Source organism: Tautonia marina (genome assembly GCF_009177065.1).
GTDB classification, from domain to species: Bacteria; Planctomycetota; Planctomycetia; order Isosphaerales; family Isosphaeraceae; genus Tautonia; species Tautonia marina.
This window is the reverse complement of the sequence record NZ_WEZF01000028.1, coordinates 71803-97115: the sequence shown is the minus strand read 5'-3', so window position 1 is coordinate 97115 and position 25313 is coordinate 71803. Positions and strand designations below refer to the sequence as shown.

17 protein-coding genes and 1 pseudogene are annotated in these 25313 nt (G+C 67.2%); 9 read left to right on the top strand and 9 right to left on the bottom strand.

The genetic code is table 11. The features are described 5' to 3' along the window. A pseudogene (locus tag GA615_RS28320) lies at window positions 1–274 on the bottom strand (hypothetical protein); the annotation flags it as partial. Window positions 275–554: 280 nt separating this feature from the next. Here GA615_RS28320 and GA615_RS24910 point away from each other — a divergent pair. From GA615_RS24910 to GA615_RS24895, 4 genes are all read left to right on the top strand, one after another. Further along, window positions 555–1331: a glucosamine-6-phosphate isomerase gene (locus GA615_RS24910; RefSeq protein ID WP_161602548.1), complete on the top strand. Its 777-nt coding sequence runs from the start codon at window positions 555–557 to the stop codon at window positions 1329–1331. Then, window positions 1328–2059 (top strand): PIG-L deacetylase family protein, encoded by a 732-nt coding sequence (locus tag GA615_RS24905; RefSeq protein ID WP_152054057.1) that lies wholly within the window; start codon window positions 1328–1330, stop codon window positions 2057–2059. The genes GA615_RS24910 and GA615_RS24905 overlap by 4 nt, the downstream gene beginning before the upstream one ends. A 96-nt stretch (window positions 2060–2155) precedes the next feature. Further along, entirely contained in the window at window positions 2156–3520 is a 1365-nt protein-coding gene (locus GA615_RS24900) for an MFS transporter (protein ID WP_152054056.1), read from the top strand. 171 nt (window positions 3521–3691) lie between these two features. Next, window positions 3692–4894: a multiheme c-type cytochrome gene (locus GA615_RS24895; RefSeq protein WP_152054055.1), complete on the top strand. Its 1203-nt coding sequence runs from the start codon at window positions 3692–3694 to the stop codon at window positions 4892–4894. A 35-nt stretch (window positions 4895–4929) separates the two neighbouring features. On the opposite strand, the gene GA615_RS24890 is transcribed toward GA615_RS24895, so the two are convergent. From GA615_RS24890 to GA615_RS24880, 3 genes are all read right to left on the bottom strand, one after another. Further along, a complete protein-coding gene (locus GA615_RS24890) occupies window positions 4930–6147 on the bottom strand; it encodes a tetratricopeptide repeat protein (RefSeq protein ID WP_152054054.1) in 1218 nt (405 codons plus the stop codon). A 135-nt stretch (window positions 6148–6282) separates the two neighbouring features. Continuing rightward, window positions 6283–7413 carry a DUF1559 domain-containing protein gene (locus tag GA615_RS24885; protein WP_152054053.1) on the bottom strand — a complete coding sequence of 377 codons (1131 nt, stop codon included), beginning with the start codon at window positions 7411–7413 and terminating at the stop codon, window positions 6283–6285. A gap of 123 nt (window positions 7414–7536) precedes the next feature. Beyond that, the gene (locus GA615_RS24880) at window positions 7537–7779 is read right to left on the bottom strand and encodes a hypothetical protein (RefSeq protein WP_152054052.1); all 243 of its coding nucleotides are present in this window, start codon (window positions 7777–7779) and stop codon (window positions 7537–7539) included. 434 nt (window positions 7780–8213) lie between these two features. Between GA615_RS24880 and GA615_RS24875 the strand changes: the two genes are divergently transcribed. Together GA615_RS24875 and GA615_RS24870 are read left to right on the top strand one after the other, a co-directional pair. Further along, window positions 8214–8987, top strand: coding sequence for a hypothetical protein (locus tag GA615_RS24875; protein ID WP_152054051.1), 774 nt, complete (start codon window positions 8214–8216; stop codon window positions 8985–8987). A gap of 102 nt (window positions 8988–9089) precedes the next feature. Beyond that, entirely contained in the window at window positions 9090–11990 is a 2901-nt protein-coding gene (locus tag GA615_RS24870) for an FG-GAP-like repeat-containing protein (RefSeq protein WP_152054050.1), read from the top strand. A gap of 43 nt (window positions 11991–12033) precedes the next feature. On the opposite strand, the gene GA615_RS24865 is transcribed toward GA615_RS24870, so the two are convergent. The 3 genes from GA615_RS24865 to GA615_RS24855 form a co-directional block, all read right to left on the bottom strand. Further along, complete coding sequence (locus tag GA615_RS24865) at window positions 12034–12546, bottom strand: hypothetical protein (RefSeq protein ID WP_152054049.1); 513 nt, start codon at window positions 12544–12546, stop codon at window positions 12034–12036. A gap of 185 nt (window positions 12547–12731) precedes the next feature. Next, window positions 12732–13841, bottom strand: a complete 1110-nt coding sequence (locus tag GA615_RS24860; RefSeq protein ID WP_152054048.1) for a serine/threonine-protein kinase — start codon at window positions 13839–13841, stop codon at window positions 12732–12734. 362 nt (window positions 13842–14203) lie between these two features. Continuing rightward, on the bottom strand, window positions 14204–16282 hold the full coding sequence (locus GA615_RS24855) for an alpha/beta hydrolase family protein (RefSeq protein ID WP_152054047.1): 2079 nt from the start codon (window positions 16280–16282) through the stop codon (window positions 14204–14206). Between the two features lie 355 nt (window positions 16283–16637). Here GA615_RS24855 and GA615_RS24850 point away from each other — a divergent pair, with 355 nt between their 5' ends. After that, a complete protein-coding gene (locus GA615_RS24850; RefSeq protein WP_152054046.1) occupies window positions 16638–18041 on the top strand; it encodes a DUF1501 domain-containing protein in 1404 nt (467 codons plus the stop codon). A 115-nt stretch (window positions 18042–18156) separates the two neighbouring features. Here the strand turns inward: GA615_RS24850 and GA615_RS24845 are convergent, their stop codons facing one another. Next, window positions 18157–19551, bottom strand: coding sequence for a mandelate racemase/muconate lactonizing enzyme family protein (locus GA615_RS24845; RefSeq protein ID WP_152054045.1), 1395 nt, complete (start codon window positions 19549–19551; stop codon window positions 18157–18159). 316 nt (window positions 19552–19867) lie between these two features. Beyond that, complete coding sequence (locus tag GA615_RS24840; protein ID WP_201750309.1) at window positions 19868–20989, bottom strand: hypothetical protein; 1122 nt, start codon at window positions 20987–20989, stop codon at window positions 19868–19870. Window positions 20990–21303: 314 nt separating this feature from the next. Between GA615_RS24840 and GA615_RS24835 the strand changes: the two genes are divergently transcribed. Both GA615_RS24835 and GA615_RS24830 read left to right on the top strand, forming a co-directional pair. Beyond that, complete coding sequence (locus GA615_RS24835) at window positions 21304–23841, top strand: PSD1 and planctomycete cytochrome C domain-containing protein (RefSeq protein WP_152054044.1); 2538 nt, start codon at window positions 21304–21306, stop codon at window positions 23839–23841. Between the two features lie 20 nt (window positions 23842–23861). Further along, window positions 23862–25286, top strand: coding sequence for a DUF1501 domain-containing protein (locus GA615_RS24830; protein ID WP_152054043.1), 1425 nt, complete (start codon window positions 23862–23864; stop codon window positions 25284–25286). The last annotated feature ends 27 nt before the right edge of the window (window positions 25287–25313 follow it).

Genomic DNA, 25313 nt, shown 5'->3' with positions numbered 1-25313 from the left:
GACCGGCGCCGGACTCAACCCCCGACCGTCCCCAAACCCCGAGCCGCCCCCCGCGCCGGTCGATTCCCGAAACGAACCGTCGCACCCAGGCGCAAACGACCGCCGCGATCCGCTCAATCCCCACGATTCCAGGGATTTGCGCCGCGGTCCCTCGGCCGGCCTCTCCCCCGACGCATCGCGCACCGAACCCCGATTCCCGGGCGCCGTCCCCCATCCCGACGGCCCCCTTTCCCCCGCCGAAGCCCCTCGGCCCCCCGCCGACACCCCCTGGCATCCCTGATCCTTGCGCCCGATGCTCTGATCCAACCGCTTGATCTGGCCCCTACAAGGGCCGATCCCCAGAGATCGTCCGTCCCGACCGAAGCCGCGCACCGTCTTGAAGATCCTCAAGGGGTTCGAAACACTCGTGACACAGGATCGACCGCCGCGTTCTCGCGCGGCTCACCGGGATCGAGCGCACGACGCTCCCCCCGAACCACCCCTCAGGGCCAGGCGCCATGAACCTCTGGGACGTGATGACAATTCCTCGGGACCGGCTCGGCGAGGGGTCCCGCGTGCGGGTCCGCATCGCCGGCGACGCCGAGGCCCTGATGGTGGAGATGGCCCGAGTCATGGCCGCCGAGGTGGTCGAGAACGCCCGGCAAGGGCGGCCCACCTGCCTGATCGTCCCGGTCGGCCCGGTCGGTCAGTACCGCCATCTGGCCCGGCTCGTCCAGGACGAGGGGCTCGACCTCTCGGGCACCACCCTCATTCAGATGGACGAGTTCCTCGATGCGTCGGGCGGCTTGATCCCTCCCGAGCACCCCTTGAGTTTCCGCGGGTTCCTGGATCGGGAGTTCTTCGCCACCCTGCCCCCCGAGCGGGCCCCGAGCCCTGAGCGGCGCATCTGCCCCGACCCGACCGCGCCCGATCGGATCGGCGAGCGCATCCGGCAGGCCGGCGGGATCGATGCCTGCTTCGGCGGAATCGGCCTCAATGGCCACCTCGCGTTCAACGAGCCGGAGCCCGACGCCTCGGTCGACGACTTCGCCGCCCGGTCCACTCGGGTGCTCGACGTGGCCCCTGCGTCTCGGGCTCACATGGCGGTCAATTTGAGCTGTGCGCTTGCGTTGATCCCGACGCGGGCGGTGACGATCGGTATGAAGGAGATCCTCGGAGCCCGCCGCGTGCGAGTCTTCGCCAACCGTCCCTGGCAACCGGGGGTCGTCCGGCTGGCGGTCCACGGGCCCCTCTCGGCACGCTGCCCGGCCTCACTCCTGAGACTCCATGAAGATGCCGAGCTCGTCATCACCGACGAGGTCGCCCAGCCGGTGGAGGTTCGACTCCGATGAGCACCGATCACACCGTTCCTGGCCTCCCCCGTCGCGTCCTGGCGATCGGGGCCCATCCGGACGACATCGAAATTCTCTGCGCCGGCACGCTCGCCCGGTTCCTCGACCTCGGCGCCTCGGTCCATCTGGCCGTCGCCTGCCAGGGAGACCGGGGGGGGCCGGCCGGCTCCGACCCGGCCCTGGCCGATCGTCGCCGGCTCGAGGCCGAGGCCGCCGCGCGCTTGCTCGGCGCCCCGATCGACTTCCTCGACTTCCAGGATGCCGGGGTCTTCGACACGCCCGAGGCCCGCGAGCGCTTCGTCGCGGTCATCCGCAAGGCCCGGCCGGATCTCATCCTGACCCATGCCCCGGAGGATTATCATATCGACCACATTCGCGTGGGAGAGCTGACCTCCGCGGCCTCCTGGTTCGCGGCCTCGGCGGGGCATCCGGGAGATGACGCCTGCCTCGATCGGCCTCCCGCGATCGTCTTCATGGACACGATCGCCGGATCGGGGTTTGAGCCCTCACTCTATGTGGACATTTCCGACCACTTCGATCTCAAGCGCCGGATGCTCGCCTGCCACGCCAGCCAGACCGCTCGATCCGACGGCGGCATCCATGCCCTGGCCGACCTGGCCGAGACGCAGGCGAGGTTCCGGGGGTTCCAGGTCGGCGTCCGCTATGCCGAGGCGTTCCGACCGGCCCCCCTCTGGGGGCGTCGGCGGGCCGGGCCGCTCTTGCCGTGAGTGGTCCGTCGACAGGGGACCATTGATGGCCGATCATGTGGGCGATTGTCCGTTCGAACCCGGCACCCGTTCCTCCCTTTGCTTCCGGACTCGACGATGCCGCATCCTGAGCCTGCTTCCGACCGATCCTCCCGAAGCCTCGGCACGTCGGCCTGGCTGGTCTTCACCATCGCCTCGGCCGGCTGGGTCTTCGACGTGTACGAGGGGCAACTGTTCGCCGTCTTCAAGGGGCCGATGCTCCGCGAGCTGCTCGGCGGCGCTCCGGGGGCCGAGCTGACCGAGAGCCTCCGGGGGCGGATCGACTGGCACAGCAACGTGGCGCTCGCCCTCTTCCTGATCGGCGGGGCGGCCGGCGGGCTCGGGTTCGGCATGCTCGCCGATCGGGTCGGTCGGGTCCGGACGATGGGCCTGACGATCCTGGTCTACTCCCTCTTCTCGGCCCTGACCTACTTCGTCACCGAGGTCTGGCAGTTGCACACCCTGCGGTTTCTCGTGGCGATCGGCGTCGGGGGTGAGTGGGCCGTGGCGGCCTCCCTGGTGGCCGAATCGGTCCCGACCCGATGGCGAGCCTGGGCCGGCGGAGCCTTCCACGCCTCCAGCGTGATCGGCCTCGTGCTGGCCTCGGCCACCGGCTGGATCTTCTCCGAACCGGACCAGTGGCGCTGGGCCTTTTTGATCGGATTGCTCCCGGCCGTCCTGGTCCTCTGGATTCGCCTGAGCCTCCGCGAGCCGGAACGCTGGCGGCGAGTGACTCAAGGGTCTGAAGCCCCCCCGGCGACGAGTGATGATCCGGCGCCGATTGCTCCGAGGCGATCGGCCGGATCGCTCGGCCAGTTGCTCGGCGACCGTCGCTGGCGGCCGAGGGCGTTGATCGGCATGGGCCTGGCCGCCGTGGGGCTGGGGACCTACTGGGGGGTCTTCGCCTTTGCTCCCGAACTGGTCAAGGATGTCCTCGGCGACACCCTCTCCGACGCCGAGAAGCAGGCCCGCGCCAGCCAGGTCTACTCCCTCATCACCCTGACCGGCAGCGCCGCCGGCCTGCTGGCCTTCGCCCCGTTGGCCTCGACGATCGGCCGCCGCAAGACCTTCCTGCTCTATCACGTCGGGGCATTGATTCTCGTCCCCTTGACCTTCCTGACCGCCTCGACCCTGGCCACGACCGTGGTCTTGCTCGCCTTGATGGCCGCCTTCGTCGTCGGCATGCACGCCGGCTACGCGATCTACTTCCCCGAGCTTTTCCCCACCCACCTGCGGGCCACCGGGTCGAGCTTCTGCTTCAACGTCGGCCGGATCCTCGGCGCCGTCATGCTTCTCGTCCGCGGCGGCCTGGGTGCGACCATCGGCGTTCGCCCGGCCGTCGCCGTCGTCAGCCTCGTCTTCCTCGTCGGCATCGCCCTCCTAACGATCGCCCCCGAGACCAAGGACACCGAACTTCCCGAAGAGGACGCGACAATGGTCTGACGCTTCGCCGGGTCCTCCACTCAAAGCCTCCTGAAGGTAACGCGTGGCCGTCATGGGATCCCTTCGGAGCAGTGGTTCGCGGGCTTCCTGCTGGCCCTCCGTCTTCCGGTCACCGATCATTGCGTTTAGTTCCCGAAATGTGTTCGGATCGCTCCAACCCGGATCATCACCGTGGCAGACCAACCCAAAGGACGAATCACCGATCTGATTCTGGTCGCGGGTCTCTTTCTTGTGATCCTGATCGGAGTTCCGTGGCTCATCGCCATCCTCGTGCCTTCAAACGGCCCGGCAGACGTTCCCGATTCGGAGTTCGTGGCAACGTCTTACGAGCAGTACGTCGGCCCCCAGGCGTGCAATGAGTGCCACCCCGGAGCCTATGCCTATTACACGAACTCGGGGCATGCTCGCACGATTCGCCCCGTGACCGAGCGGCAGATTGCCCGAGAGCTCGACGGGCAGACGGTTGAAGATCCCGAACGGCCAGGCGTCCTCTGGAGCTACCTTCTCAGTGACGATCGCTTCTCTGTGGAACGCATCGAAGTAGAGGAATGCGAGCGTATTCCGATCGATTATGCCTTCGGTTCGGGCCACCACGCGACCACGTTCTTGACCCTGACCGACCCGACGCCGGATCGTCCCCGAGCGCTCGAGCACCGTCTGACGCATTTGACCGAAGGCAACTGCCTTGCCGTCACTCCGGGACAACGGGCGGACTCGGGCCTCGATCGGGATGGAGCGATGGGTCATGAATTGACTGCGGAAGAAACGCTCAAATGCTTTGGCTGCCATACGACGACCACGTCCGCCGCCGGCCCTTCAGAGCTCGATCTGACCACCATGATTCCCAACGTCACCTGCGAGCGCTGTCATGGACCGGGACGGCACCACATCGAAGCCGCTCGACGCGGTGACGACAACCTTTCCATGCCCTTTGGCTACGGCACCTGGACGGCCGAGGAGCAGATGAGACTTTGCGGCGACTGCCACCGCCACCCCAGCAAGGCCCCCCCGGGCATCATCCGGCCCGACAACCTCCAGCTCGCCCGGTTTCAGCCGGTCGGAATCATGCAGTCGCCCTGTTACACCGAGAGCCACGGAACGTTCAGCTGTGTCTCGTGCCACAACCCCCACGACCGACCTCAACCAGACCATCAATTTTATGAGAATATTTGTATAAATTGCCACAAAACGCCGACGCAGACCGCTCCCTTCGACGCGGCCCCGACCGGGTGCATTGATTGCCACATGCCCACCGTGGACTCGGGTCAGGGGGTGCTCTTTACCGACCACTGGATCCGGGTCAGGGAGGACCGGCTCGGTCAGGGCGTCTGTACCCGGCCGGGGTCGGATGCCTCGGGAGACCCTTCACCATGAGCGGGTCGCTTCCACCGACGCCAAGCCGATCCTGCTCAGGGAAACGCCAGGGGATTCGAGGACGGTCCGCGCGTCGCCAGGCCGAGCCGGTTGAGACCGTCGATCGCCGCTTGGCAGGTGGGATCGATGGCCAAGGCGGCCTTGAAGCTTTGCTCGGCGAGGGTCCGCTCGCCGACCTCGATGGCTTCCTGACCAAGCTGCCAGCGGGGTTCGGGGTCGTCCGGCTGGGCCTGAATCTGCGCCGTCAGTTCGTGAAGCCGCTCCAGACGAGCGGCCAGATCACGATGCCGGGCCGACGACACCGCCGCGCGCTCCGAGAGCCCCGCAGCGGCCTCGGTCACGGCGAGCAGGTTCAGGGCGCCCAGATGGTTCGGTGCGTGCCGGACGGCCGCCTCGGCATCCTCAAGGGCCGCGTCCGGGCGTCCGGCGGCGCGATGGATGCGGGAGCGCGTCAATCGGGCATCGACCCGCTCCGGGGCGATCGCCAGGCAGGAGTCGGCATACGCAAGGGCCTCCGGCAGCCGACCAAGATCGAGGGCATGACGCGCGGCGAGTTCCAGAACCTGCGAGTCCTCGGGGGTCGCTTGCAGAAGGGCCTCCAGGTGGGGGGTGGCCGCCTCCGCGTTGCCGAGATCGAGCAGGGCACTCGTGAGGCCGAGGAGCGAGCCCCGGTCGTCGGCTCGGCGTTCCAGCGCCTCGGCGAAGGACTCGGCGGCCTCGGCCGGCTTGCCGAGTCGCTGGTAGATGTCTCCCATCGCGAACCAGGGTCGGAAGTCGGCCGGGTCGACCTGGGCCGCCAGGGTCAGCAAATCGAGGCCACGGTCCGATTCGCTCCGGCTGAAGTAGATGGCCGCGAGCACCTTGGCCGCCATCGGCTGAACGGGGCCGATCTCCAGGGAGTGTTCCAGGGTGAGGCGCGATTCCTCGATCCGATCCAGGGCGACCAGCGCCAGCCCCCGGACCGTCAGCGCCTCGGCCAGGACCGGGCTCTGCTCCGGCACGCGATTGACGGCCTGCAAGGCCAGAGCGGGGTTCCCCTGCTCCAGGAAGACTCGGCCACGATGGATGGCGGCCTCGTCCTGTTGACGCGCCTGGCGATTCCGGAGCAGCCGGTTGGCCGACCAGAGACCACCTGCGAGGACCGCGAGGACCGTGACCAGGATGAGAGCCAGGCGGAGGGGACGGCGGCGATGCCTCGGCGAGGCGGGTTGCTCAGGCAAGGCCGTGGGATGGGTGGTGGCTTCTTGAGTCATGAGGCGGGGTCCGATGCGAGGGTCGACCGGGCTCCGGGATCGGCCGTCAGCCTCGCGGCGGGTCGACCGTCCGGAACGCGACCGTCCGGGGCAAGGCCCCGGCCGTCGCGCACCGGTCGTCGGTCATGGCGGAGATCAGAAGGAGTCGGCGGAGATGACTTCTCCACCGTTCCGGGATCCGATCGACCAGATCACCACGCGATTGGTGGTGCTCTTGAGGAAGCGGACCGATCCGTCGGCAAAGGCGGCGTTCGCCCCGCCCGGATGGTAGCTGCTCGGGTTGATCATGCCCGGGCCATCGAAATCGCCGCCCCAGGGCAGCATGTTGCAGTTCGGGAAGTTGGGGTTCGGCGCCAGCATCATGGTACCGAGCGTCCAGCCGAGCTGACCCTCCAGCCAGCTTCGACCCAGGCCGCTCTTGTTGTCACCCGTCCCGATGGTGGCCGGCGCGGCCCCGGCGCAGGCCTGGAGGAAATCGTCGATCACGCCGGCACCGGTCGGCATGTTGTTGTTGGGATTATTCCATTCGCCGATCCCGCTGGGTCGATTGGCCCGCAGGTTGATGACGTCCTGGATCGAGAGCTTGGAGGACATGAAGTCTCCGGTTCGCCACTCGCTGAAGGCAACCGTGTTGCTGGTGCCGTCGAGCACGTCTCGGGAGGCGATCGGCGAGGCCGAGCCGTGACTCATGATCATGAACAGCCCGTTGGGACTGGCGGTCGACCAGGGCGCAAGGCTGGCCCCGACCGAGGCGAAGTAGTTATTGCCCGGGTAGCGCTTCGGCCCGGGATAGGAACCGAAGCCCCAGTAGTTCCCCACCGGAAGCGGCGACGAGGGGCAAAGGAAGGCGTTGATCCGCTGAGTGGCGGCAGTCCCCTGGAAGGGACCGGACATGGCCCCCTCGTCTTCCTGGGCCGTGGTGTAGAAGTTGAAGGCGTTGTAGATTGCCTGCTGCTCCAGGAAGGGGAGCAGCATGATGTGCGGGCTCCAGACCCCCCATCCCGAATCTTGTTTTTCGTTGGGGGCCGGGTAACGGCTGCCGGGGTAGGCCCCGGGATAGACGCCGTTGGCCGATTCGTAGTTGGCCACGGCCAGACCAAGCTGCTTGAGGTTATTGGTACACTGAGCCCGACGGGCCGCTTCGCGGGCCGCCTGAACCGCAGGCAACAGCAAGGCGATCAGGACGCCGATGATGGCGATGACCACGAGCAGTTCGATCAACGTGAAGCCACTGCGCCGACGACCGAGGATCACAGCATTTCTCATAGAGTGAATACCCCTTCTGGGAATTCAAGAACTCTTGATCCTGAACAGGCCTTCCCCGGACCTCACGGTCCACGGAAGGGCGGAGCACGCCTCCGCCCACGCCGGAATCAGGCCAGGGAAGGCTTAGCGCCCGACCCCCTGGCTCGCATTCATCTTCTCCATCGCCTCCTGGTATTCAGGATTCGAGCCGTACGTATACGACTTGCCATCGGCCCCCTTGACGGTCGGAGGCGCCGAGGTAAACGGAGGTGGCTGATACGCCGGAGCATCGGCAATCTTCGGGTTCTCGGGACCGCAGCCGCCGATTCCAAGAACCGCCACAATCACCAGGAACGAGCCGACTCGTCCTGAAATCAACATTTTCATAAAGGTTTCCCTGAATCGGCCGAGTCCATGCCAAAGATGACCGAGGTCCTCATCGACACCAGCCTCGACATGAAGACGTGTCAGAAACCTTGCTGAGCGATAGCTTGGCATCGATCGGCATGGTATAGAAGACGCCATGTCCCGATCGAAACCGATCATCGATCTCCAGGGGCGACCCTCTGCCCCCCTGGTAAGCTAACTTCCGCGTCGTGCCGAGTACATAGAAAAATCAATTTCGATCCGTGCGACTCGAGCGACCCATGTGTGGATTCATTGTCCACACGCCCAAAATCGTCATTGGCTCGTTTTCTTGCAGGCGTGATATCATGAAACATGACGATCATCACGAGCACGCTGGTCTCGATCCGAACCCCGAGTCCCCGCGAAGCGACGCCGGCTCCGTCGAGTCCGCACCCCAGGAGGGACAGACCAGGATGACCGAGCGATCTTCCTTTGGTCGGCTTCTGGTCGTGGCGCTTCCGCTGGCGATTGTTGCGGGGCTGGCGGCCTGGTTCGGCACGGAGGTGGCCTACGAGCAGGCCAAGCAGGATCTCCGCGAGGGACCGTTCAATCCGTCGTTCGAGGACAACAAGCCCCCCGGTTACGATCAGATGGGCGGTTACGAACAGCGCGACGCGATCGTCGAGTTCGAGCTGGCGACCAAGCCGCCCGCCGAGGTCAAGAACGCCGCGCTGGCCAACGGACTGCTTGGCGGGCTGCTCGGCGCCGCCCTGGGTCTTGCCGGTGGCCTGGCGCGCCGATCGGCGGGGGCGGGGGCGAACGCCGCGGCGATGGGACTGGTGGCCGGGGCCGTCGCGGGGGTCGCGGGATCGGTCGTGATGGGTCCGATCTACTTTCAGTTGCTGACCCCCGAATCCGGCCTGGAACTGACCCTGATGACCCACGGCGTGATCTGGGCGCTGATCGGTCTGGCGGGCGGCCTGGCCCTGGGCCTGGGGATCGGATCGCGCAAGCAGCTCGTGACGGCACTGGTCGGAGGCATGATCGGAGGCGTCGTCGGAACCTTCGTGTTCGAGGTGGTCAACGCCATCGTGTTTCCGCAGGTCCGGGTGTACGAGCCGGTCCCGGCGGAATGGGGACCTCGCCTGGCCGCGGCCCTTTGCGTGGCGATCTGCGTGGCCCTGGCTGCGGTCCTTTCGCTCCACGAACGGTCGCCCAACGCCAAGCCGGCGCCGGCAGCGGACTGAACAGGATCGGTCCATCGGGCCCACGTTGACGCGACCGCGTCGCGGACTCCACAATCGGGTCCAGAGGCCCCAAGAGGATCGGACGACCGGCGAGGGTTTGCGATGAGCAGGTGGCGGCGTCGGCTCGGTCTTACGGCGGTGGCCCTGGCCCTGGTCGGGGCCGCACTCGTGGGCCTGGATGCCTGGCGGGTCCGGGTGTTGCTCGGGGTGGCTCGGGCCGAACTGGCGAAGGGACAGGTGAGCCTGGCTCGGGACCGACTCGAAGCCCTGTCGGCCGATCGCCCCGGAGCCGCGGGAGGAGCGATCGACTACTGGCTCGGGATCAGCGAATCGATCCTCGGCCGACCGGATGCCGCCCTCGCCGCCTTCGATCGCGTGCCCGATCGTTTTGAGTACGACGCGATCGGCGCGTACCACGAGGCCAGTTCGAACCTGCGTCGCGGCCGACTGCGTCTGGCCGAGACGCGGCTGGTCGGCGCGCTCAACCGCGAGGAGTCGGACCGCAACCCGTTGCGGGACCTACTGAAACGTCTCTATCTCATTGAGGTGCGGATCGAGGACGCGATCCGCTTGATGCGGTCGGCGCTCGATGAGGCCGACGATCCGCTGCCGATCCTGAAGGAACTGGCCGATCTCGAACGCGGGAGTCTTCCGATTTCCGGACTGGCCGCGACGCTCGACGAGGCGTCTCGGCTGGCCCCGGACGACGACCGGGTCTGGCTCGGCCAGGCTCGACTGGCCATGCTCGGAGGGCGCTGGGACGATGCTGGCCGTTGGCTCGATCGCTGCGAGCAGGCCGACGGCGTTGATGCACCGGTCTGGATTGCCCGGCTCGACTGGGCCCGGGGGGTCAACCGGCCTGACGAAGGGTTCCGGGCGTTGCGTCATCTCGGGCCGGAACAGATCGATCCCGCCGAGCGGCTCACCGTGCGCTCCTGGTTTGCCGAGCAGGCCGGAGACACGCAAGCCGAGCGAACCGCCCTCGATCGCCTCGTCGCACTCGATCCGGGAGCGACCCGAGCCCTCGACCGTCTTGCCCGACTGGCTCATGGGGCGGGTGAGACGGAACGGGCCACGCGGTCTTCCGAACGGAAGGCCGCAGTGGCCCGCAACCTGGAGCGTTATCGGTGGCGATTGCAAGATCCCGAATCCCAGCGACCGGCCGATCAGGCCGTGGTGATGACCCGCCTGGCCGAATCGCTCGGTCTCGAAGCGGAGGCGCGGGCCTGGTGTGCCCTTGCGCTTCAGGGATCACCGTTGCACGCCGGGGCCCGCGAAATCCTGGCCCGGCTCGATCGTCGGGCGATCGCCCTCGCCGAATCGACCGAGGATGACGCGTCGTGGGACGACCTGCTGGCGATCGCCGAGCGCGCGCGATCGACGCGCCCCAACGACGCCGTGGCGACCGTCGCCTTCCGTGATCGTGCCCAGGACGCCGGCCTGGAGTTTACCTACGAGAACAGCGAAACACCGTATCGGCGCCTTCCCGAACCGCTCGGCGGGGGAGTCGCGCTGCTTGACTTCGACGGAGACGGCTGGCTCGACGTTTATGTGGTGCAGGGCGGCGCGTTCCCTCCCGATTCCGAAACTCCTTGCCAGGACCGACTGTTCCGCAACCGGGGCGACGGGACCTTCGAGGATGTGTCCGAGGCCTCCGGCATTTCCGAATTTCCAGGGGGCTACGGACACGGCGTGACCGTCGGGGACATTGACAATGACGGGCACCCCGATCTGTTCATCACCCGATGGCGCTCGTACGCGCTCTACCGCAACCGAGGGGACGGCACGTTTGAGGACATCACCGAGTCCAGCGGCCTCGGGGGCGATCGCGATTGGCCCACGTCGGCCGCCTTCGCCGATCTCGACAGCGATGGCGACCTCGACCTCTACGTTTGCCACTACGTTGCGTGGGATGAGCGCAACCCAAGGCTCTGTCGCGATCAGGAGACGGGGGTGTACATCTCGTGCAACCCGCTTGAGTTCTCCGCCCGGCCCGACCACCTCTTTCGGAACGACGGGGGGAGGTTCGAGGATGTCTCGGAGGACGCCGGCATCATCGACCAGGACGGCCGAGGCCTCGGCGTGGTCGCGGCCGACCTGAACGACGACGGCCAGATCGACCTGTACGTGGCCAACGATATGACGGCGAATTTCCTGTGGCGGAACCTGGGGGGGATGCGGTTCGAGGAAGTGGCCGAGGAAGCCGGGGTCGCGGGCAACGCCAGCGGCGGCTATCAGGCGGGCATGGGGGTCGCGGCGGGCGACCTGGATGGGGACGGACGGATTGACCTGGCCGTGACCAACTTCTTCGGCGAGTCCACCACCTCCTTTCGGAATCTGGGAGACGGCCTATTCTACGACTCCACCAAAGCGAGCGGCCTGGAGGCCGCGAGCCGCTCGTTGCTCGGATTCGGCCTCGTCTTCTTCGACGCCGACAACGACGGACGGCTCGATCTGGCCAGCGCCAATGGCCACGTCAGCGACTACAGCCCGTACTTCCCGTATCGGATGCCCGCCCAGCTGCTCCTCGGCGCCGAGGGAGGGCGGTTGGTGGATGTCTCCGACCAGGCCGGCCCCGCCTGGGAGCTCCCTCGACTGGGCCGAGGGCTCGCATCGGGGGATCTCGACAATGACGGACGGGTGGATCTGTTGCTCGTCTCGCTCGGGAGCCCGCTGGCCTTGCTCCGGAATGAGACGGACGGGGGCTCATTCCTGACGCTCCAGCTCGAAGGTCAGGCCTCGAATCGTGATGCCGTCGGTGCCGAGGTGACGGTGATCGCCGGCGATCACCGCCAGGTCGCCCAGCGCGTTGGAGGCGGCAGCTACCAGTCCTCCTCCGATCCGAGAATCCATTTCGGGCTCGGTCGGGGAGGCGAGCACCAGGGAGTCGAGGTGGTCGTGGCCTGGCCCTCGGGCCGGGAGGACCGCCATCGCATCGCCGAACTCAATCAGGGGTATCGGGTTCGAGAAGGGGCAGCCTCGCTCGAACCCCTGGCCCCCTGAGAACTGACGGCCGGAGGAGCTGGCTTCCTCGGCGAATCGTTCGTCAGCCCTCTTGCGGCGGGGCGAGGTCGGTCGCGGCGGGGGGTTCCTCCGAGCTTGCGCCGGGGCGAGCGACCTTGAGGAAGCCGGAGATCCCGACGATGACAAACCCGAGAAGAATGGTGATCGCCAGCCACTGGCGAGCCTTGCGGCGAATGCCCGCCAGGGCCTCGGACCGGCCGACGAGGGCCGAGGCGAGGAAGAAGAGGACGAAGGCCAGGAGCATCTTCGTGCCCATCAGGGCGTGATAGAGACCGTCGCCCCGGTGTTTGGGAAGGGCCACCGCGAGATAGTTGTAGAACCCGCTGAGCAGGAACAGGGCGATGCCCAGCGTCACGATCCGACGCCAGATGGCCATCAACCGCTCGCGCAAGGCGTCGTGTTCGGCCTCGGCGAGCGCGGCGGAGGCGGCGGGCATCAGCACGAACCGCAGAAAGACGCTGCCACCCAGGACCACGATCGCAGTCCCCACATGAACCCAGCGAGACAGGACATCGAGGGGCAGGAACGACTCCATCAGCGCGAACTCCTGGCACGATCGGAACGGGGCGGCCGCGCCCGAGCCCCCCTGGTGCCATCGGGGGGATCCTCGAGCGATCGACCGCCATCGTACCGGGAAACGGGTCGAAGGCAATCGGGGTACTCCCGATCGCGGCTCGGCGTTGCCTTTGCCCGACCGGGTCCGATGTGGGCCGCCGAAGCTCAGAACGTGACCAGGAAGCGCTGGAGATCGTCGGCCAGAGCCTCGGCCGTCGGATAGCGGTCGGAAGGATCGGAGGCCATGGCCCGTTCGATCAACGATTCCAGGGACCGAGGAAGCCCCGGGCAAACGGTCCGAGGGCGCAGGGGGCGCTGGGCCAGGAGGCAGGAGGCCAGTGCCGGCAGCGGGCAGCCGTTCGGGACCTGGAACGGGCGGATCAACGTCACGGCCTCGAAGAGGGTGACGCCCAGGGCGTAGATGTCGCAGAGCCGCTCGTCTCTCGGCCCGCCGCGAAGCTTTTCGGGGGCCATGTACAGAGGGGTGCCCGCGCCGTCCTGCAGTTGTTCGGGGGTGGCGATGTTCAGCTCGCGACCGAGGCCGAAGTCGGTCAGGTAGGCCCCCCCGGAGGATCGGTCCCGATCGACGAGAATATTCGCCGGCTTGATGTCGCGGTGAGCCACCGAGGCCGCATGAGCCCGGGCCAACGCTCGGGCAATCTGCTCCATGATCCGGAGCACGGCTCGGAGGTAAACGGCCTCGGCGAGCGGATTGAGCCAGTGCGGCCTGCCAAGGGTCGGCTCGGCGTCTCCTCGGCGTCGCGTGATGACCTCGCTGAGCGGGTCCCCCTCGACGACCGGCATGGCCATGTAGGCCACACCGTCGGCCATGCCGAAATCGACGACGGGCAAGGTGGCCAGTCCGGCGAGCCGACGGCCGCGCTCGGCTTCGCGGCGGAATCGGGCGAGACGGCGCGGGTCGAGCCCCCGAACGCCGGTCAGGATCTTCAAGGCCACGACCCGAGGACTCGGCTGATCGGCCCTGGCGCGCCAGACGACCGCCTGAGAGCCTGCCCCGAGCGGTTCGAGGAGGACGTAAGGGCCGATCCGACGGCCTCGGATCTCGGAGTCCGTCATCCCGTGATGGGTCAGGAAGTGGTCCGAATCGGGTGCATTTCGGACGGACGGCCCCGAGGTCATCTCGACGGTTGCCGAGTCGAGAATGGCGGTGGCGAGGCTGGCCGAGACCGACACCACGGGGGACGGCCGGGGCCAGGACCATCGATTCAGCCCGTCAAAGGGAAGCTCGATCAGGTCGCACAGTGGAGCTTGCATCGGAGTCACTCATCCGCGCCTGCGACGACCGTCGGCGCCTCGGGAGAGACAGACCACCGCCGGGGTGGCCTGCGATCGTTCCCAAAGGCACACGGTCGGTCATCCTGGATCGAGAGGGGAGGACGGCGGCGAGCGTGGCCCGCGGCCGCTCCGCTCTCCCTTTGGAAGCAGGATATGTCACAATCCGGCAGGCGCGCGGAGCTTTGGCCGGGGATCTCCCGATCGATTCCCTGATGGACCCGATGCCGTTCGAGAACGCATCGCATTGCGTTGCTCGAACGCGACAGCATTCCCGCTTCTGTGGCGATCGCTCCGCACCGATGGGGAGCGATCGCCACACAGAGTCCGAAGCATTCACCGGCTCACGAGTCCGATGCGTCCTTGAGGACCTCGTACTCCACCTGCAAGGGGGGCGGGGCGCCCCCCTCGCCCTGGAGGTAGTGCTCCATCCAGCGGATCATCCGCAGGTTGTAGTCATAGCGCGAGGCGGCCCGACGGTTTCCGTGCCCTTCTCCGGGATAGAGGATCAGCCGCACGGGAGCCTGATCGACGAGCTTCAGGTAGCGGTACAGCTCCAGCGACTGCGCCGGGTGAACGCGGGGGTCCTCCTCGCCGTGGAGAATGAGGATCGGGGTCTGGGCCTTGGTGACGTGGTGGATCGGGCTGCGATCGAGGAAGAACTCCCAGTCGTCCCAGGGACGCTTGCGGGCGTGAACAAGATATTCTTCCTCGGGGATATCCGTGGTGCCCGACTTGGCGATCTTGTCGGAGATGCCGACGAACATCACGGCGGCGGCGAAGCGATCGGAATAGTAGGTGGCTCCCCAGGCCGAGGCATAGCCGCCGTACGATCCGCCGGTAATCCCGACCTTTTCGGGGTCGATCAGGCCGGACTGGTCGAAGTGGTCGATGGCGTCGACCAGGTCGTCGAACTCCTTGCCGGCGGCGTCGGCCTGGCCGAGCTTCGAGAAGGCGACGCCGCGGCCGGTGCTGCCCCGGTAGTTCGGGTAGAAGACGGCGAACCCCCGGCTCGCGGCGAGCTGGCCGGGCTGGGCATAGCTGGTCAGCCAGCCGTTGCGGTCGTGCGCCTCGGGGCCGCCGTGGACGTAGAGAATGAGGGGGGATCGGGCCCCTTCCTCGCGCTCGAGCGGGTGGATCAGGATCCCTTCAAGCTCCAGACCGTCACGGGCGGTATAAGTGATGACCTCTTGATCGGCGAATTTGAGATCGTCGAGGACGGTGTTGTGGTGGGTGACGCGCTCGGGCTCCGAGGCGGACGGGGCCATGCGGTAGACCTCGGCCGGGTGCCGGGGAGTTTCGCCCACCAGGGCGATCGTCTCGGAGCCGTGCGGGTGGTGAAGGGCGTTGAGGATCACCGGGCCTTCGACCACGACCTCACTCTGGGACGGGTCGTCGACCGAGAGTTTTCGGAGGGTCGTCTGCACCCCTTCGGAGCTGAGGGCCAGGAGGGTGGTTTCATCCAGCCAGGTGAGGTCTTCAAACTGCCCTTCGTGTCCCGGGGCCAGCTCGGTCAGTTCCCCGTCGTCGATCGACGCGACGAGCACGCGGCCGGGGGACGGGTCGTTCAGGTCGGCGGCCGAGATCAGGGCCAGCCGGGTCCCCTCGGGGCTCCACCGGACCGGGCCGAGCTTGCCGGGATTGTCGAACGCCCGGACGACCTCGCCCGACTCGGCGTCGACGACGTGGACCTTGCGCTTCATGAAGCCGTCGTCGACGCCGGGGGTCGGTGCGAGGGCGACGGCCAAGTGGGCGCCGTCGGGGCTCCAGGAGAGCTCGGAAGCCGAGCCGTCCAGCTCCAGGGGCTTCGGGTCATCGGCGTCGTCACCGATGGTGGCGATCAGGACGCGGACGGGCCGCCACTCCTCCTCAAAGACGCGCTGATTGAACCCCTGATCCTGGAGCTTTTTCTGATCGTCGGCCATCGACTCGCTGGCCAGGAAGGCGACGCGGTCGCCGTCGGGGCTCCAGGAGTAGGAGGCAATCGCCTCCTTGTGCGTGAGGACGCGGCGGGCCTCGCCGCCATCGACGGGGATGACGTAGAGGCTTGGGTGCTCATCGCTGCCGCGTTTGGCCAGGAAGGAAATCCCGGAGCCGTCAGGAGTCCAAGCCACCTGCGAGACGTTCACCTCGCCGGAGACGTAGGGGCGGCTTCGGCCGTCGCGATCGACCAGATGCAACTCGGTCCAGGCCGGTCCATCCTTCTCCTGTTTCAGGTCACGAGGAACGGCCAGCACGTAGGCGATCTGCTCGCCGTCAGGAGCGGCAGCCACCTGCGTCACGACCCGGAGCTGGGCGATCAGCTCGGGGGTGATCGTCGAGGGGGAGTCGTCCTCGGCCCCTCGGGCAATCAGGGGGAGTGTTGCGAAGCAGAGGGCCAGGGCGAGGCTCGCCCGGCCGATGGGTCGGAAGGTTCGGCTCATCGATGCGCTCCATCAAGATCGGATCGGGCAATCGGCCGACCGTCAGGCCCCATCGCCCGAAAAAACTCACCACTCGCCACCATAGCGAAGCCGAGCACGCGAGGACACAGGGCCGGGCATCGGCGAGCCGGAGGACGAATCGACCACCCGTCACCGGGACGCCAACCCGAAGGACCGAACGCTCGCGGAGTCCCCGGCTTGGAGTTGTTCCCGAGCCCCAGGATCGGTACAACGGTGAGATCAAGATCGGCGATGAACCTCTCCCGCCAGTGGCTCCAAACGCAACGCTCAGTGAACCCTGTTCACATCAACGCGCATCTTTGTTTTTGCGCGTGATTCTGAACGGAGAAGATTGATGCTCTCGATCAGTGGACCGGGCGGGCGATACTGCGACGGTGTGTCGCGGCGGGGTTTTTTGAAGCTGGGAAGTCTGGCCTTTGGCGGGCTCTCACTGCCGCAGATCCTTCGGGCCGAGCAGACCTCGGGGGTGAAATCCTCGGAGAAGGCGATCATCATGATCGTCCTGCCCGGTGGGCCGCCGCACCTCGATATGTTCGACCTGAAGCCGGAGGCCCCGGCCGAGATCCGGGGGGAGTTCTCGCCAATCGCCACGAGCGTGCCGGGGATCGCGATCACCGAGCTGATGCCGCGGCTCGCGGCCTCAATGGACCGCTTCGCCGTGATCCGGACCCTCGTCGGCGGACGCGACGACCACAACCTGCACCAGTGCCTGACCGGCTGGGAAAGTCACCCCCAACAGGGGGATTCTCGGGAGATCCCCGGCTATCCCGACGGCGGCTGGCCGTCGATCGGCGCCGTGCTGTCGGCGATCCGAGGGCCGAGCGATCCGGCCGTGCCCCCCTTTCTCAGCCTCGCGCCCCCGAACACGGAATCGACGACCCGGGCCTCGCTCAATCAAGGGGGCTATCTCGGGGCCCGGCACGCCGGGTTCGAGCCGTTCAAGAAGGCCGGTGATGAGATCAATCTTTCAGGCGTGGACCTGAATCGCCTGGCCGATCGCCGGGCCTTGCTCGGGAGCCTCGACCGCTTCCGAAGTGACCTCGATCAGGCTCGGGCCGTGGCCTCGTTCGACGCCTACACGACGCAGGCGTTTGATTTACTCACCTCCAGCACGGTGGCCGAGGCACTCGATCTGTCCCGAGAAGATCCGCGGACCCTGGCCCGCTACGGCGTGCCACTCGGCGGGGAACCGGAACACGGCGGCCCGAAACTGCTGGAGAATCTGGTCGTGGCCCGTCGGCTGGTCGAGGCCGGGGTGCGTTGCGTGACGTTGGCGTTCAGTCCCTGGCCCCTGGAACGGGAGAGCCGAGGGGGCTTCAACTGGGACTGGCATTTCGATAACTTCACCAAAGCCAGGGTCGCCCTGCCGATGCTCGACCAGGGGATCACCGCGTTGGTCGAGGACCTGGAGGCCCGCGGGCGCTTGGAGGACGTCTCGATCGTCGTCTGGGGAGAGTTCGGCCGAACCCCCCGGATCAACAAGGACGCCGGGCGCGACCACTGGCCTCATGTTGGCAACTGCCTGCTCGCCGGCGGCGGGCTGAGGACCGGTCAGGTCATCGGCCGGACCGACCGCTTCGGCGAACGCCCGGTCGAGCGTCCCGTCCACTTCCGCGAGGTCTTCGCCACGCTCTACCACTCCCTCGGCATCCACGCCTCGGACACCTTTCTGCGCGACCGCAGCGGCCGGCCGATCGCGCTGGTCGACGACCGGGAGCCGATCCGGGAGCTGATCTGAGCCAAGCCGATCGCGACCCGAGCGTTACCGCGTCGGGTCGTTGATCGTGATGGTGACCTCCAGGCCGAGGGCTCCCGCGTAGCGACCGAGCGTTTCCAGCTCGGGCCGATGACGATCAGCGTTCGAGGAAGGGCCCCTCGGATCGGGCCCGCTGGTAGCGGCGGCGCCAGGCGTCGGAGCCGTCGTCGGGGACGAGTCGAGAATCGACGCCGCGCTCGAAGTAGGGGATCTGGCCCTTGTTGGCGGCGTTGAGCATGAAGTTCACCCGGCCGGTGTTGGCGGTGTAGAGGCGTCGGCCGTCGGGCCAGGTGGTCTCGATGAGGCGGGGGGGGTCGGGACGCTCGGCGGGCTTCTCGATCCGGTATCGGTCCAGGGCGTCGCGGTCAAGCTCGAAGCCGAGGCCGGGGCCGGTCGGGATGGGAGCGTACCCTTCGGTGAGGAGGATCGGCGCGGTCAGCAGTCGGGAGGCGAAGAGCTGGTGGCAGTTGACCGCCGGCCAGGTGGCGTGGCTGAGCACGGCGCCGCAGTGCAGGGACCAGGCGGCGGTGATGTCGGAGCCGACGAGCTGGAGCCAGAAGGGCATGTCGGCCGTGGCGGCCACGGCGTTGGTGTCGACCAGCCGGCTGGCCCCGCCGCCGACGACGAAGCCGTCGCAGACGCCTTCCTTGATGACGACGGCGGGCCGAGGGGTGCCGTAGTGCAGGGCGATCGGGGTTTCAATCTCGTTGCGGATCCGGACGTTCCCCGCGACGTCGGACTGGGGGATGGGGGTCTCGAAGAAGCCGATCTGGGGGGTCTGCTCCAGCTCCTTGAGGATCGGGAGGCCCTGTTCCGCGGTGAGCAGGGTGTCGTTGAAGTCGACGCCGATCGTGAAGTCCTTGGGAATCGTGTCCCGGACCGCGTCGGCGCAGGCCCAGATGTCGAACCAGGGGCGCCCTTTGGTCTTCATCGCCCGGTAGCCCTGAGCGTACGCCTCCTGGCACTCGCTGACCCAGTCGCTCGGGGGAATGTCGATGTTCCACCAGGCGACGGGGGTGGTGTCGTGGGATTGCTCGCCGAGCAGGCGGTGCAGGGGAACGTCCAGCCCTCGGGCGACGGCGTCGAAGAGGGCCTGTTGCAGGCCGGAGCCGAGGGAGTCGTCCCACATCAACGAGGCGGCATTCTTCCCCTGCACCCGGGCGATGTCCTCGTCGTCGGTGACGCCCCAGGAGTAATAGAGCATCGACTCGCCGAAGCCGACGTGGCCGGAGCCGAGCGTGACCTCGACGATCTCGAAGTGGTCCCAGTGGGGGATCTCGCGGGCCAGGGCGCGGCCGGGGGTCTCGCGGAAGGGGAGGCGGACGGTGGTGCGGTCGACCTTCTCGACCCGGAAGTCGGTCCCCTTCGCCCGGGATCGCGCCCAGGCCCGGGGGCCGGAACCGGCGAGCGTGGCCGCCAGCGCCAGGCCGGAGGCACCAAGGAAGCGGCGGCGGTCGAGAAGGCCGGGGGGAATCGATGAAGCGCGGGGCATGGGAAGGTCCTCGGTCGGCGGAATCCGGAGGGCCGGGCAAAGGCGGCCGGGTTCTCCAACAGGTGTCAAACCGCCGTAGTCTACGGGCCAGGCCGGGGAGGCTCAACGAGGGACCGGGTTGAGCCGGCCCGGTGGAGCCGAGAGGTGACGGATGAGATCGGCTCCCGGTCCTTGAAATCGCCGACGGGCCCGGTGGAGAGCAGGCAGCGGATTGGGTTCTCGGCGACGGCCGGATTCCGCTTGGAGGATTGGGTGAGTCCTGGGGGTCAGGACGCGAAGCGAAGTGTCCGGTTGCCCCGGGTTCGTTCGACTGGCTTCAGAACAGGTGATACGCCTTCGCCTCCCAGGCGCGGGCCACCTCCGGGTCCTCGGCCCGCCGCAGCAGGTCGTAACAACTGTAGGGATACTTGAACACGTGCCCAATGCCCAGGGTGCGCTCGCCTCGCGTCTCCCAGTAGGCGGTGTCGGTGGGCCGCAGCGCGCTCGGCCGGTGGTCCGGAATCCGCCTCGCATCGGCGTCCGGCCCCTGGCGGGTCACCGTCACATACTTGCGGAAGGCGGTCCGGCAACTCTCGGCCCATTCGACCTCCCCCATCGCCGCCAGCTCCACCAACGCCTGGCCGAAGGTCAGCATGTGACCGGCGAACCCCTGACCGTACCCGACGAAGCGGTCGATTGCCGCCAGCGCCTCGCGCAAGATGAACGTTGAGGCGGCGGCTGCGTCCGCGAACGGCGGCGGATCGACGTCGGGGTCCGGCTCCACGTCACGCCAGGGGGTGAAGGAACGGATCAGGCGACAGACCCCGTCGATCCTCCCAGGGGTGGCTGCCTCGGGGTGCTGGCGGAAGGCCTTGATCGCCAGCATGGCGAAGATCGCGTCGTGGCCGACCTGCCGGAGGACTCCTCCCCCTTCCGCCAGGGCGATCCCGATCTCGTCGATTCGCTCCGGCCGGGGCTCGGCGTCCGGGAAGGGCTCGCACAGCGGGGTCTTGGCCCAGTTGCGGTCGAACAGCTCGATGATCCGGGCCGTCGCCCGCTCGTCCAGGTTGTTGTCGACGCACATCAAGTGGGCGGCCACCATGCTGGCGCCGCGATGGCCGTCGGCGAAGTAATCGAATTGGGGGGCCCGGGCCAGCGCGTTGAGGCCGAGCCGCACCAGCCGGGTGTCCGAGCCGTCGCGGTCCAGGCGGGGCGTCGTCGCACCGACGGCCGGAATGCTCGTCAACAGGCCGCCGAGGATCACGGTCGTTCGTCTTCCGAAATCCCTGCGGCCGATCTCGTGGTCCATGACGTTTCCAGGGTCGGGGCGAGTGGCGAGGTGAACTGAGATGAGGCGGTTCTCACGGTGCGGAGCGGCCGCGCCGGCATCATCATCCCTTGTCTCGGGCCTCTGCCGCCCGGGCAATCGCGTGGCGTCGGGCGTACGATCCGGCCTCATCTCCATGGTTTCGTGTGACGAGCCGTCCTGTCAACTCGCCGTCCAAGCGTCCCGAGCCCGACAAGCGGAATGGGCCTAGGGTTTGGCCAAAGCCGCCAACGGGAAAGCCCGTCGAATGGCGGAGTTCTCGACGGAAGATGGGAGCTGTAACCGGAATGGGGGCTCACAGGGCTCGGGTTTCGGGTACAATGGGGCATTCGATATCCAACGCATGTTGGAGAATCTCAAAGGAGCCCCGGGTGTCCATTCTCCGAAGAAAAAGGGGAAGAAAGGGACGACGTGGGGCCGACGCGATCGCGGAGGAAGCTGCCGACATGAATGGTCATCGAGACGCCCAGGGGCGGAGGTTCGGGAGCGGTTTCCGGCGATCCGGGGGGATCGGGGTGGTGGGATTGCTCGCGGCGCTGCTTGTGCTACTCCCGCACTCGGCCGCCCGAGCCGATGAGCCGCAAACCTCACCGGAGGGGGTGGCGTTCTTCGAGACGCACGTGCGCCCGGTGCTGGTGGAGCATTGCTACTCGTGCCATTCCGAGGGGGCGTCTCGGATTCGAGGGGGCCTGGTGCTCGACACCAAGGCCGGCTGGGAGATCGGTGGCGACCTGGGGCCGTCGGTCGTGCCGGGAGATCCGGAGAACAGCCTGTTGATCGAGGCCGTGCGTTATGAGGACGTGCTGCTGAAGATGCCCCCCGAGGGGAAGCTGTCGGATCAGCAGATCGAGCGGTTGGTGCAATGGGTCGAGATGGGAGCGCCGGACCCGAGAGTCGGCGACGGCGCGATGCCGAGCGAGGCGGCGAAGGTCAAGGATTGGGCCGATCCGAAGGAGGTGGACCTCTGGTCGTTCCAGCCGCCGAGCGACCCGGAGGTGCCGAGTGTGGCGGACCCGTCGTGGCCGAAGTCGGACCTGGATCATTTCCTATTGAGCGAACTGGAGGCCCAGGGGCTCTCCCCTGCCCCGCCGGCCGATCGGCGGACCTTGATCCGTCGGGCCACCTTCGACCTGACGGGATTGCCGCCGACTCCGGAGGAGGTGGAGGCGTTCCTGGCCGATGAATCGCCCGAGGCGTTTGATCGGGTCGTGGATCGGTTGCTGGCGTCGCCGGCCTATGGCGAGCGCTGGGGACGGCACTGGCTGGATGTGGCCCGCTATGCCGACTCGAACGGCTCGGACGAGAACGTGGCGCACGGCAACGCCTGGCGGTATCGCGATTACGTGGTCGAGGCGTTCAACTCGGATCGGCCGTACGATCGCTTCGTCGTCGAGCAACTGGCCGGTGACCTGCTGCCGGAGCCGGAGGACCCCGAGGAGTCCCACAACCAACTCATCGCCACCGGGTTCCTGTCGCTCGGGCCGAAGGTGCTGGCCGAGCCGGACCAGCAGAAGATGGAGATGGACATCATCGACGAGCAGCTCGACACGCTCGGCCGAACCTTCCTCGGCCTGACGATCGGCTGCGCCCGGTGCCACGACCACAAGTTCGACCCCATCTCCGCCGCCGATTACTACGCATTGGCCGGCATTTTCAAGAGCACCCGGACGATGGACTCGTTCAAGACCGTCGCCCGATGGCACGAGCACGAGATTCCGACGGCCGAGGACCTGGCGCGCAAGGCCGAGCATGACCAGCAGGTCGCCGAGGCCGAGGAGGCGATTCGCCAGCTGACCGAATCGGCCAACGCCGCCCTGATCGCCGATGGGGGAGACGGGTTCGAGCTTCCCGAAAAACCGGAGACCCTGTATCCGGAAGACACGAAGGCGGAACTCAAGCGGCTTCAGGAGGCCTTGAAGACGCTCAAGGACGCTCCTCCCGAGCTTCCCTCGGCCATGGGAGTGACCGAAGGGGAGACCGTGACCGACCTGGCCATCCACATCCGAGGCAGCCACCTGACGCTGGGCGAGGTCGTGCCGAGACGGGTGCCGACGGCCCTGACCAGCTTCGGCTCGCCCGAGTTCAACGATTCGAGCAGCGGACGCCTGCAACTGGCGCGCTGGATCGTCGAGGAGGACCATCCCCTGACCGCTCGCGTGATGGTCAACCGCATCTGGCGATGGCACTTCGGCACCGGGATCGTGGCCTCGACCGACAATTTCGGCGTGCTGGGAGACCAGCCGACGCATGGTCCGTTGCTCGACTGGCTGGCCCATCGGTTTGTCGAGGACGGCTGGTCGATCAAGGCGATGCATCGCCGGATCATGGGGTCGAGCACCTATCAGATGAGCAGCGCCTTCAACCCGAAGGCCGCGGCGATCGACCCTGAGAACCGCTTGCTCTGGCGCATGCCGGTGCGACGGCTGGAGGCCGAGGCGATTCGGGACGCCCTGCTCGCCGTCGGCGGCCGACTCGATCGGCAGGTGGGCGGCTCGCTCCTGACGGTCGAGAACCGCGGGTACTTCTTCAACCACACGTCGAAGGACCTGACGAACTACGACACGAACCGGCGATCGCTGTACTTGCCGATCGTGCGAAACCACCTGTACGACGTGTTTCAGCTTTTTGATGCGTCGGATGCCAGCGTTCCGGTCGGCGATCGGCAAAGCACGACGGTTGCTCCGCAGGCCCTGTTTCTCATGAACAGCGACCTGGTGCTTCAGGTGGCCTCGGACCTGGCGGCGGATCTCCTCGACCACCAGGATTGGGACGATGCGGCACGCATCGCCTCGCTCTACGAGCGGGCCTACGCTCGTCCCCCTTCGGACGAGGAATCGGCTCGGGCCCTCGCGGCGATCGAGCGATTGGCCGAGGCCTGGCAATCGGATGGGAACGCGAGGGATGAGGAGGCCCTGCGGCGGGAATCGTGGACGGCACTCTGTCAGGTGATTCTGGCGGCAAACGAATTTGTGTACATTCGATGAGACCTGAAGGAGTTCACGCCATGAATCACCTGTGGCCCCGCGTTTGGAACCGCCGCCAGATGCTTCGTAACACCGCGGCGGGGTTCGGCTCCGTCGCCCTGGCGGCCTTACTGGCCGAGCAATCCCGAGGGGACGGAGCGACGGCCTCGAACCCGCTGGCGCCGAAGGCCCCCCATTTCGCGCCGAAGGCGAAGCGGATCATCTTTCTGTTCATGAAGGGTGGGCCGTCGCACCTCGACACCTTCGACCCGAAGCCGATGCTCCAGCGCGACGACGGCAAGCCCCTGCCCTTTGCCAAGCCTCGCGTCCAGTTTGCCGAGACGGGGGCCTTGCTGGCCTCTCCCTGGAAATTCCGCCGCTACGGCGAGAGTGGGATCGCCGTCAGCGAGCTGTTCCCGAACGTGGCGCAGCACGTCGATGACCTCTGCCTGATCCACTCGTTGCACGGCACGAACGCGGCGCACGGCGGGGCGCTCTTGATGCTGCACACCGGCAGCGACACGTTTGTTCGGCCGAGCATGGGCTCGTGGATCACCTACGGGCTGGGGACCGAGAACCAGAATCTTCCCGGCTTTGTCACCATCTGTCCGACCCTGGCCCACGGTGGCGTGCGCAACTGGGGCTCGGCCTTCCTGCCGGCCGCCTATCAAGGCACCCCGCTCGGCAACGCGAGCGTGCCGTCGGATCAGGCGCAGGTGCGTTACATCAAGAACGACCGATTAACCACCGAGGTGCAACGGACGCAGCTCGACCTGCTGGCGGAGCTGAACGGCGATCACCTCGACGTCTCGGGACCGGACCAGGCGCTCGAAGCCCGGCTCGATTCGTTCGAGCTGGCCTTCCGGATGCAAACCGAGATGCCCGAGGTCCAGAACCTGGCCGGCGAGTCTCGGGCGACGATGCAACTGTATGGCATGGACGACCCGGTGACGGCCGATTTCGGCCGCCAGTGCCTGCTGGCCCGCCGACTCGCCGAGCGCGGGGTGCGGTTTGTGCAGGTGACGCACAGCGACACGAACGTGCAGTGGGATCAGCATAGCGATTTGAAGGGCGGCCACGAAAAGAACGCCCGCGAGGTCGATCGGCCGATCGCCGGCTTGCTGAGCGACCTGAAGGCCCGCGGCCTGCTCGACGACACGCTCGTGCTCTGGGGAGGCGAGTTCGGCCGCACCCCGACCGCTCAGGGGAAGAACGGCCGCGACCACAACCCCGAAGGCTTTACGATGTGGCTGGCCGGCGGAGGCGTCAAACCGGGCTACCGGCACGGTGCCACCGATGATTACGGGTATTACGCCGTCGAGGACAAGGTCCACATCCACGACCTACACGCGACCTTGCTGCACCTGCTCGGCCTGAACCACGAGGCCCTGACCTACCGCTACGCCGGTCGAGACTTCCGTCTGACCGACGTGGCGGGGCGGGTGGTGACGGAGGTCATGGGCTGAGCGGCCTCGACCGACGACGATCGATCA

Coding starts and splice junctions, on each gene's coding strand:
- GA615_RS24905 (WP_152054057.1), top strand. CDS start 1,328: ATGAGCACCGATCACACCGTTCCTGGCCTCCCCCGTCGCGTCCTGGCG.
- GA615_RS24900 (WP_152054056.1), top strand. CDS start 2,156: ATGCCGCATCCTGAGCCTGCTTCCGACCGATCCTCCCGAAGCCTCGGC.
- GA615_RS24890 (WP_152054054.1), bottom strand. CDS start 6,147: ATGACTCAAGAAGCCACCACCCATCCCACGGCCTTGCCTGAGCAACCC.
- GA615_RS24885 (WP_152054053.1), bottom strand. CDS start 7,413: ATGAGAAATGCTGTGATCCTCGGTCGTCGGCGCAGTGGCTTCACGTTG.
- GA615_RS24880 (WP_152054052.1), bottom strand. CDS start 7,779: ATGAAAATGTTGATTTCAGGACGAGTCGGCTCGTTCCTGGTGATTGTG.
- GA615_RS24875 (WP_152054051.1), top strand. CDS start 8,214: ATGACCGAGCGATCTTCCTTTGGTCGGCTTCTGGTCGTGGCGCTTCCG.
- GA615_RS24870 (WP_152054050.1), top strand. CDS start 9,090: ATGAGCAGGTGGCGGCGTCGGCTCGGTCTTACGGCGGTGGCCCTGGCC.
- GA615_RS24865 (WP_152054049.1), bottom strand. CDS start 12,546: ATGGAGTCGTTCCTGCCCCTCGATGTCCTGTCTCGCTGGGTTCATGTG.
- GA615_RS24860 (WP_152054048.1), bottom strand. CDS start 13,841: ATGCAAGCTCCACTGTGCGACCTGATCGAGCTTCCCTTTGACGGGCTG.
- GA615_RS24855 (WP_152054047.1), bottom strand. CDS start 16,282: ATGAGCCGAACCTTCCGACCCATCGGCCGGGCGAGCCTCGCCCTGGCC.
- GA615_RS24850 (WP_152054046.1), top strand. CDS start 16,638: ATGCTCTCGATCAGTGGACCGGGCGGGCGATACTGCGACGGTGTGTCG.
- GA615_RS24845 (WP_152054045.1), bottom strand. CDS start 19,551: ATGCCCCGCGCTTCATCGATTCCCCCCGGCCTTCTCGACCGCCGCCGC.
- GA615_RS24840 (WP_201750309.1), bottom strand. CDS start 20,989: ATGAGGCCGGATCGTACGCCCGACGCCACGCGATTGCCCGGGCGGCAG.
- GA615_RS24835 (WP_152054044.1), top strand. CDS start 21,304: ATGAATGGTCATCGAGACGCCCAGGGGCGGAGGTTCGGGAGCGGTTTC.
- GA615_RS24830 (WP_152054043.1), top strand. CDS start 23,862: ATGAATCACCTGTGGCCCCGCGTTTGGAACCGCCGCCAGATGCTTCGT.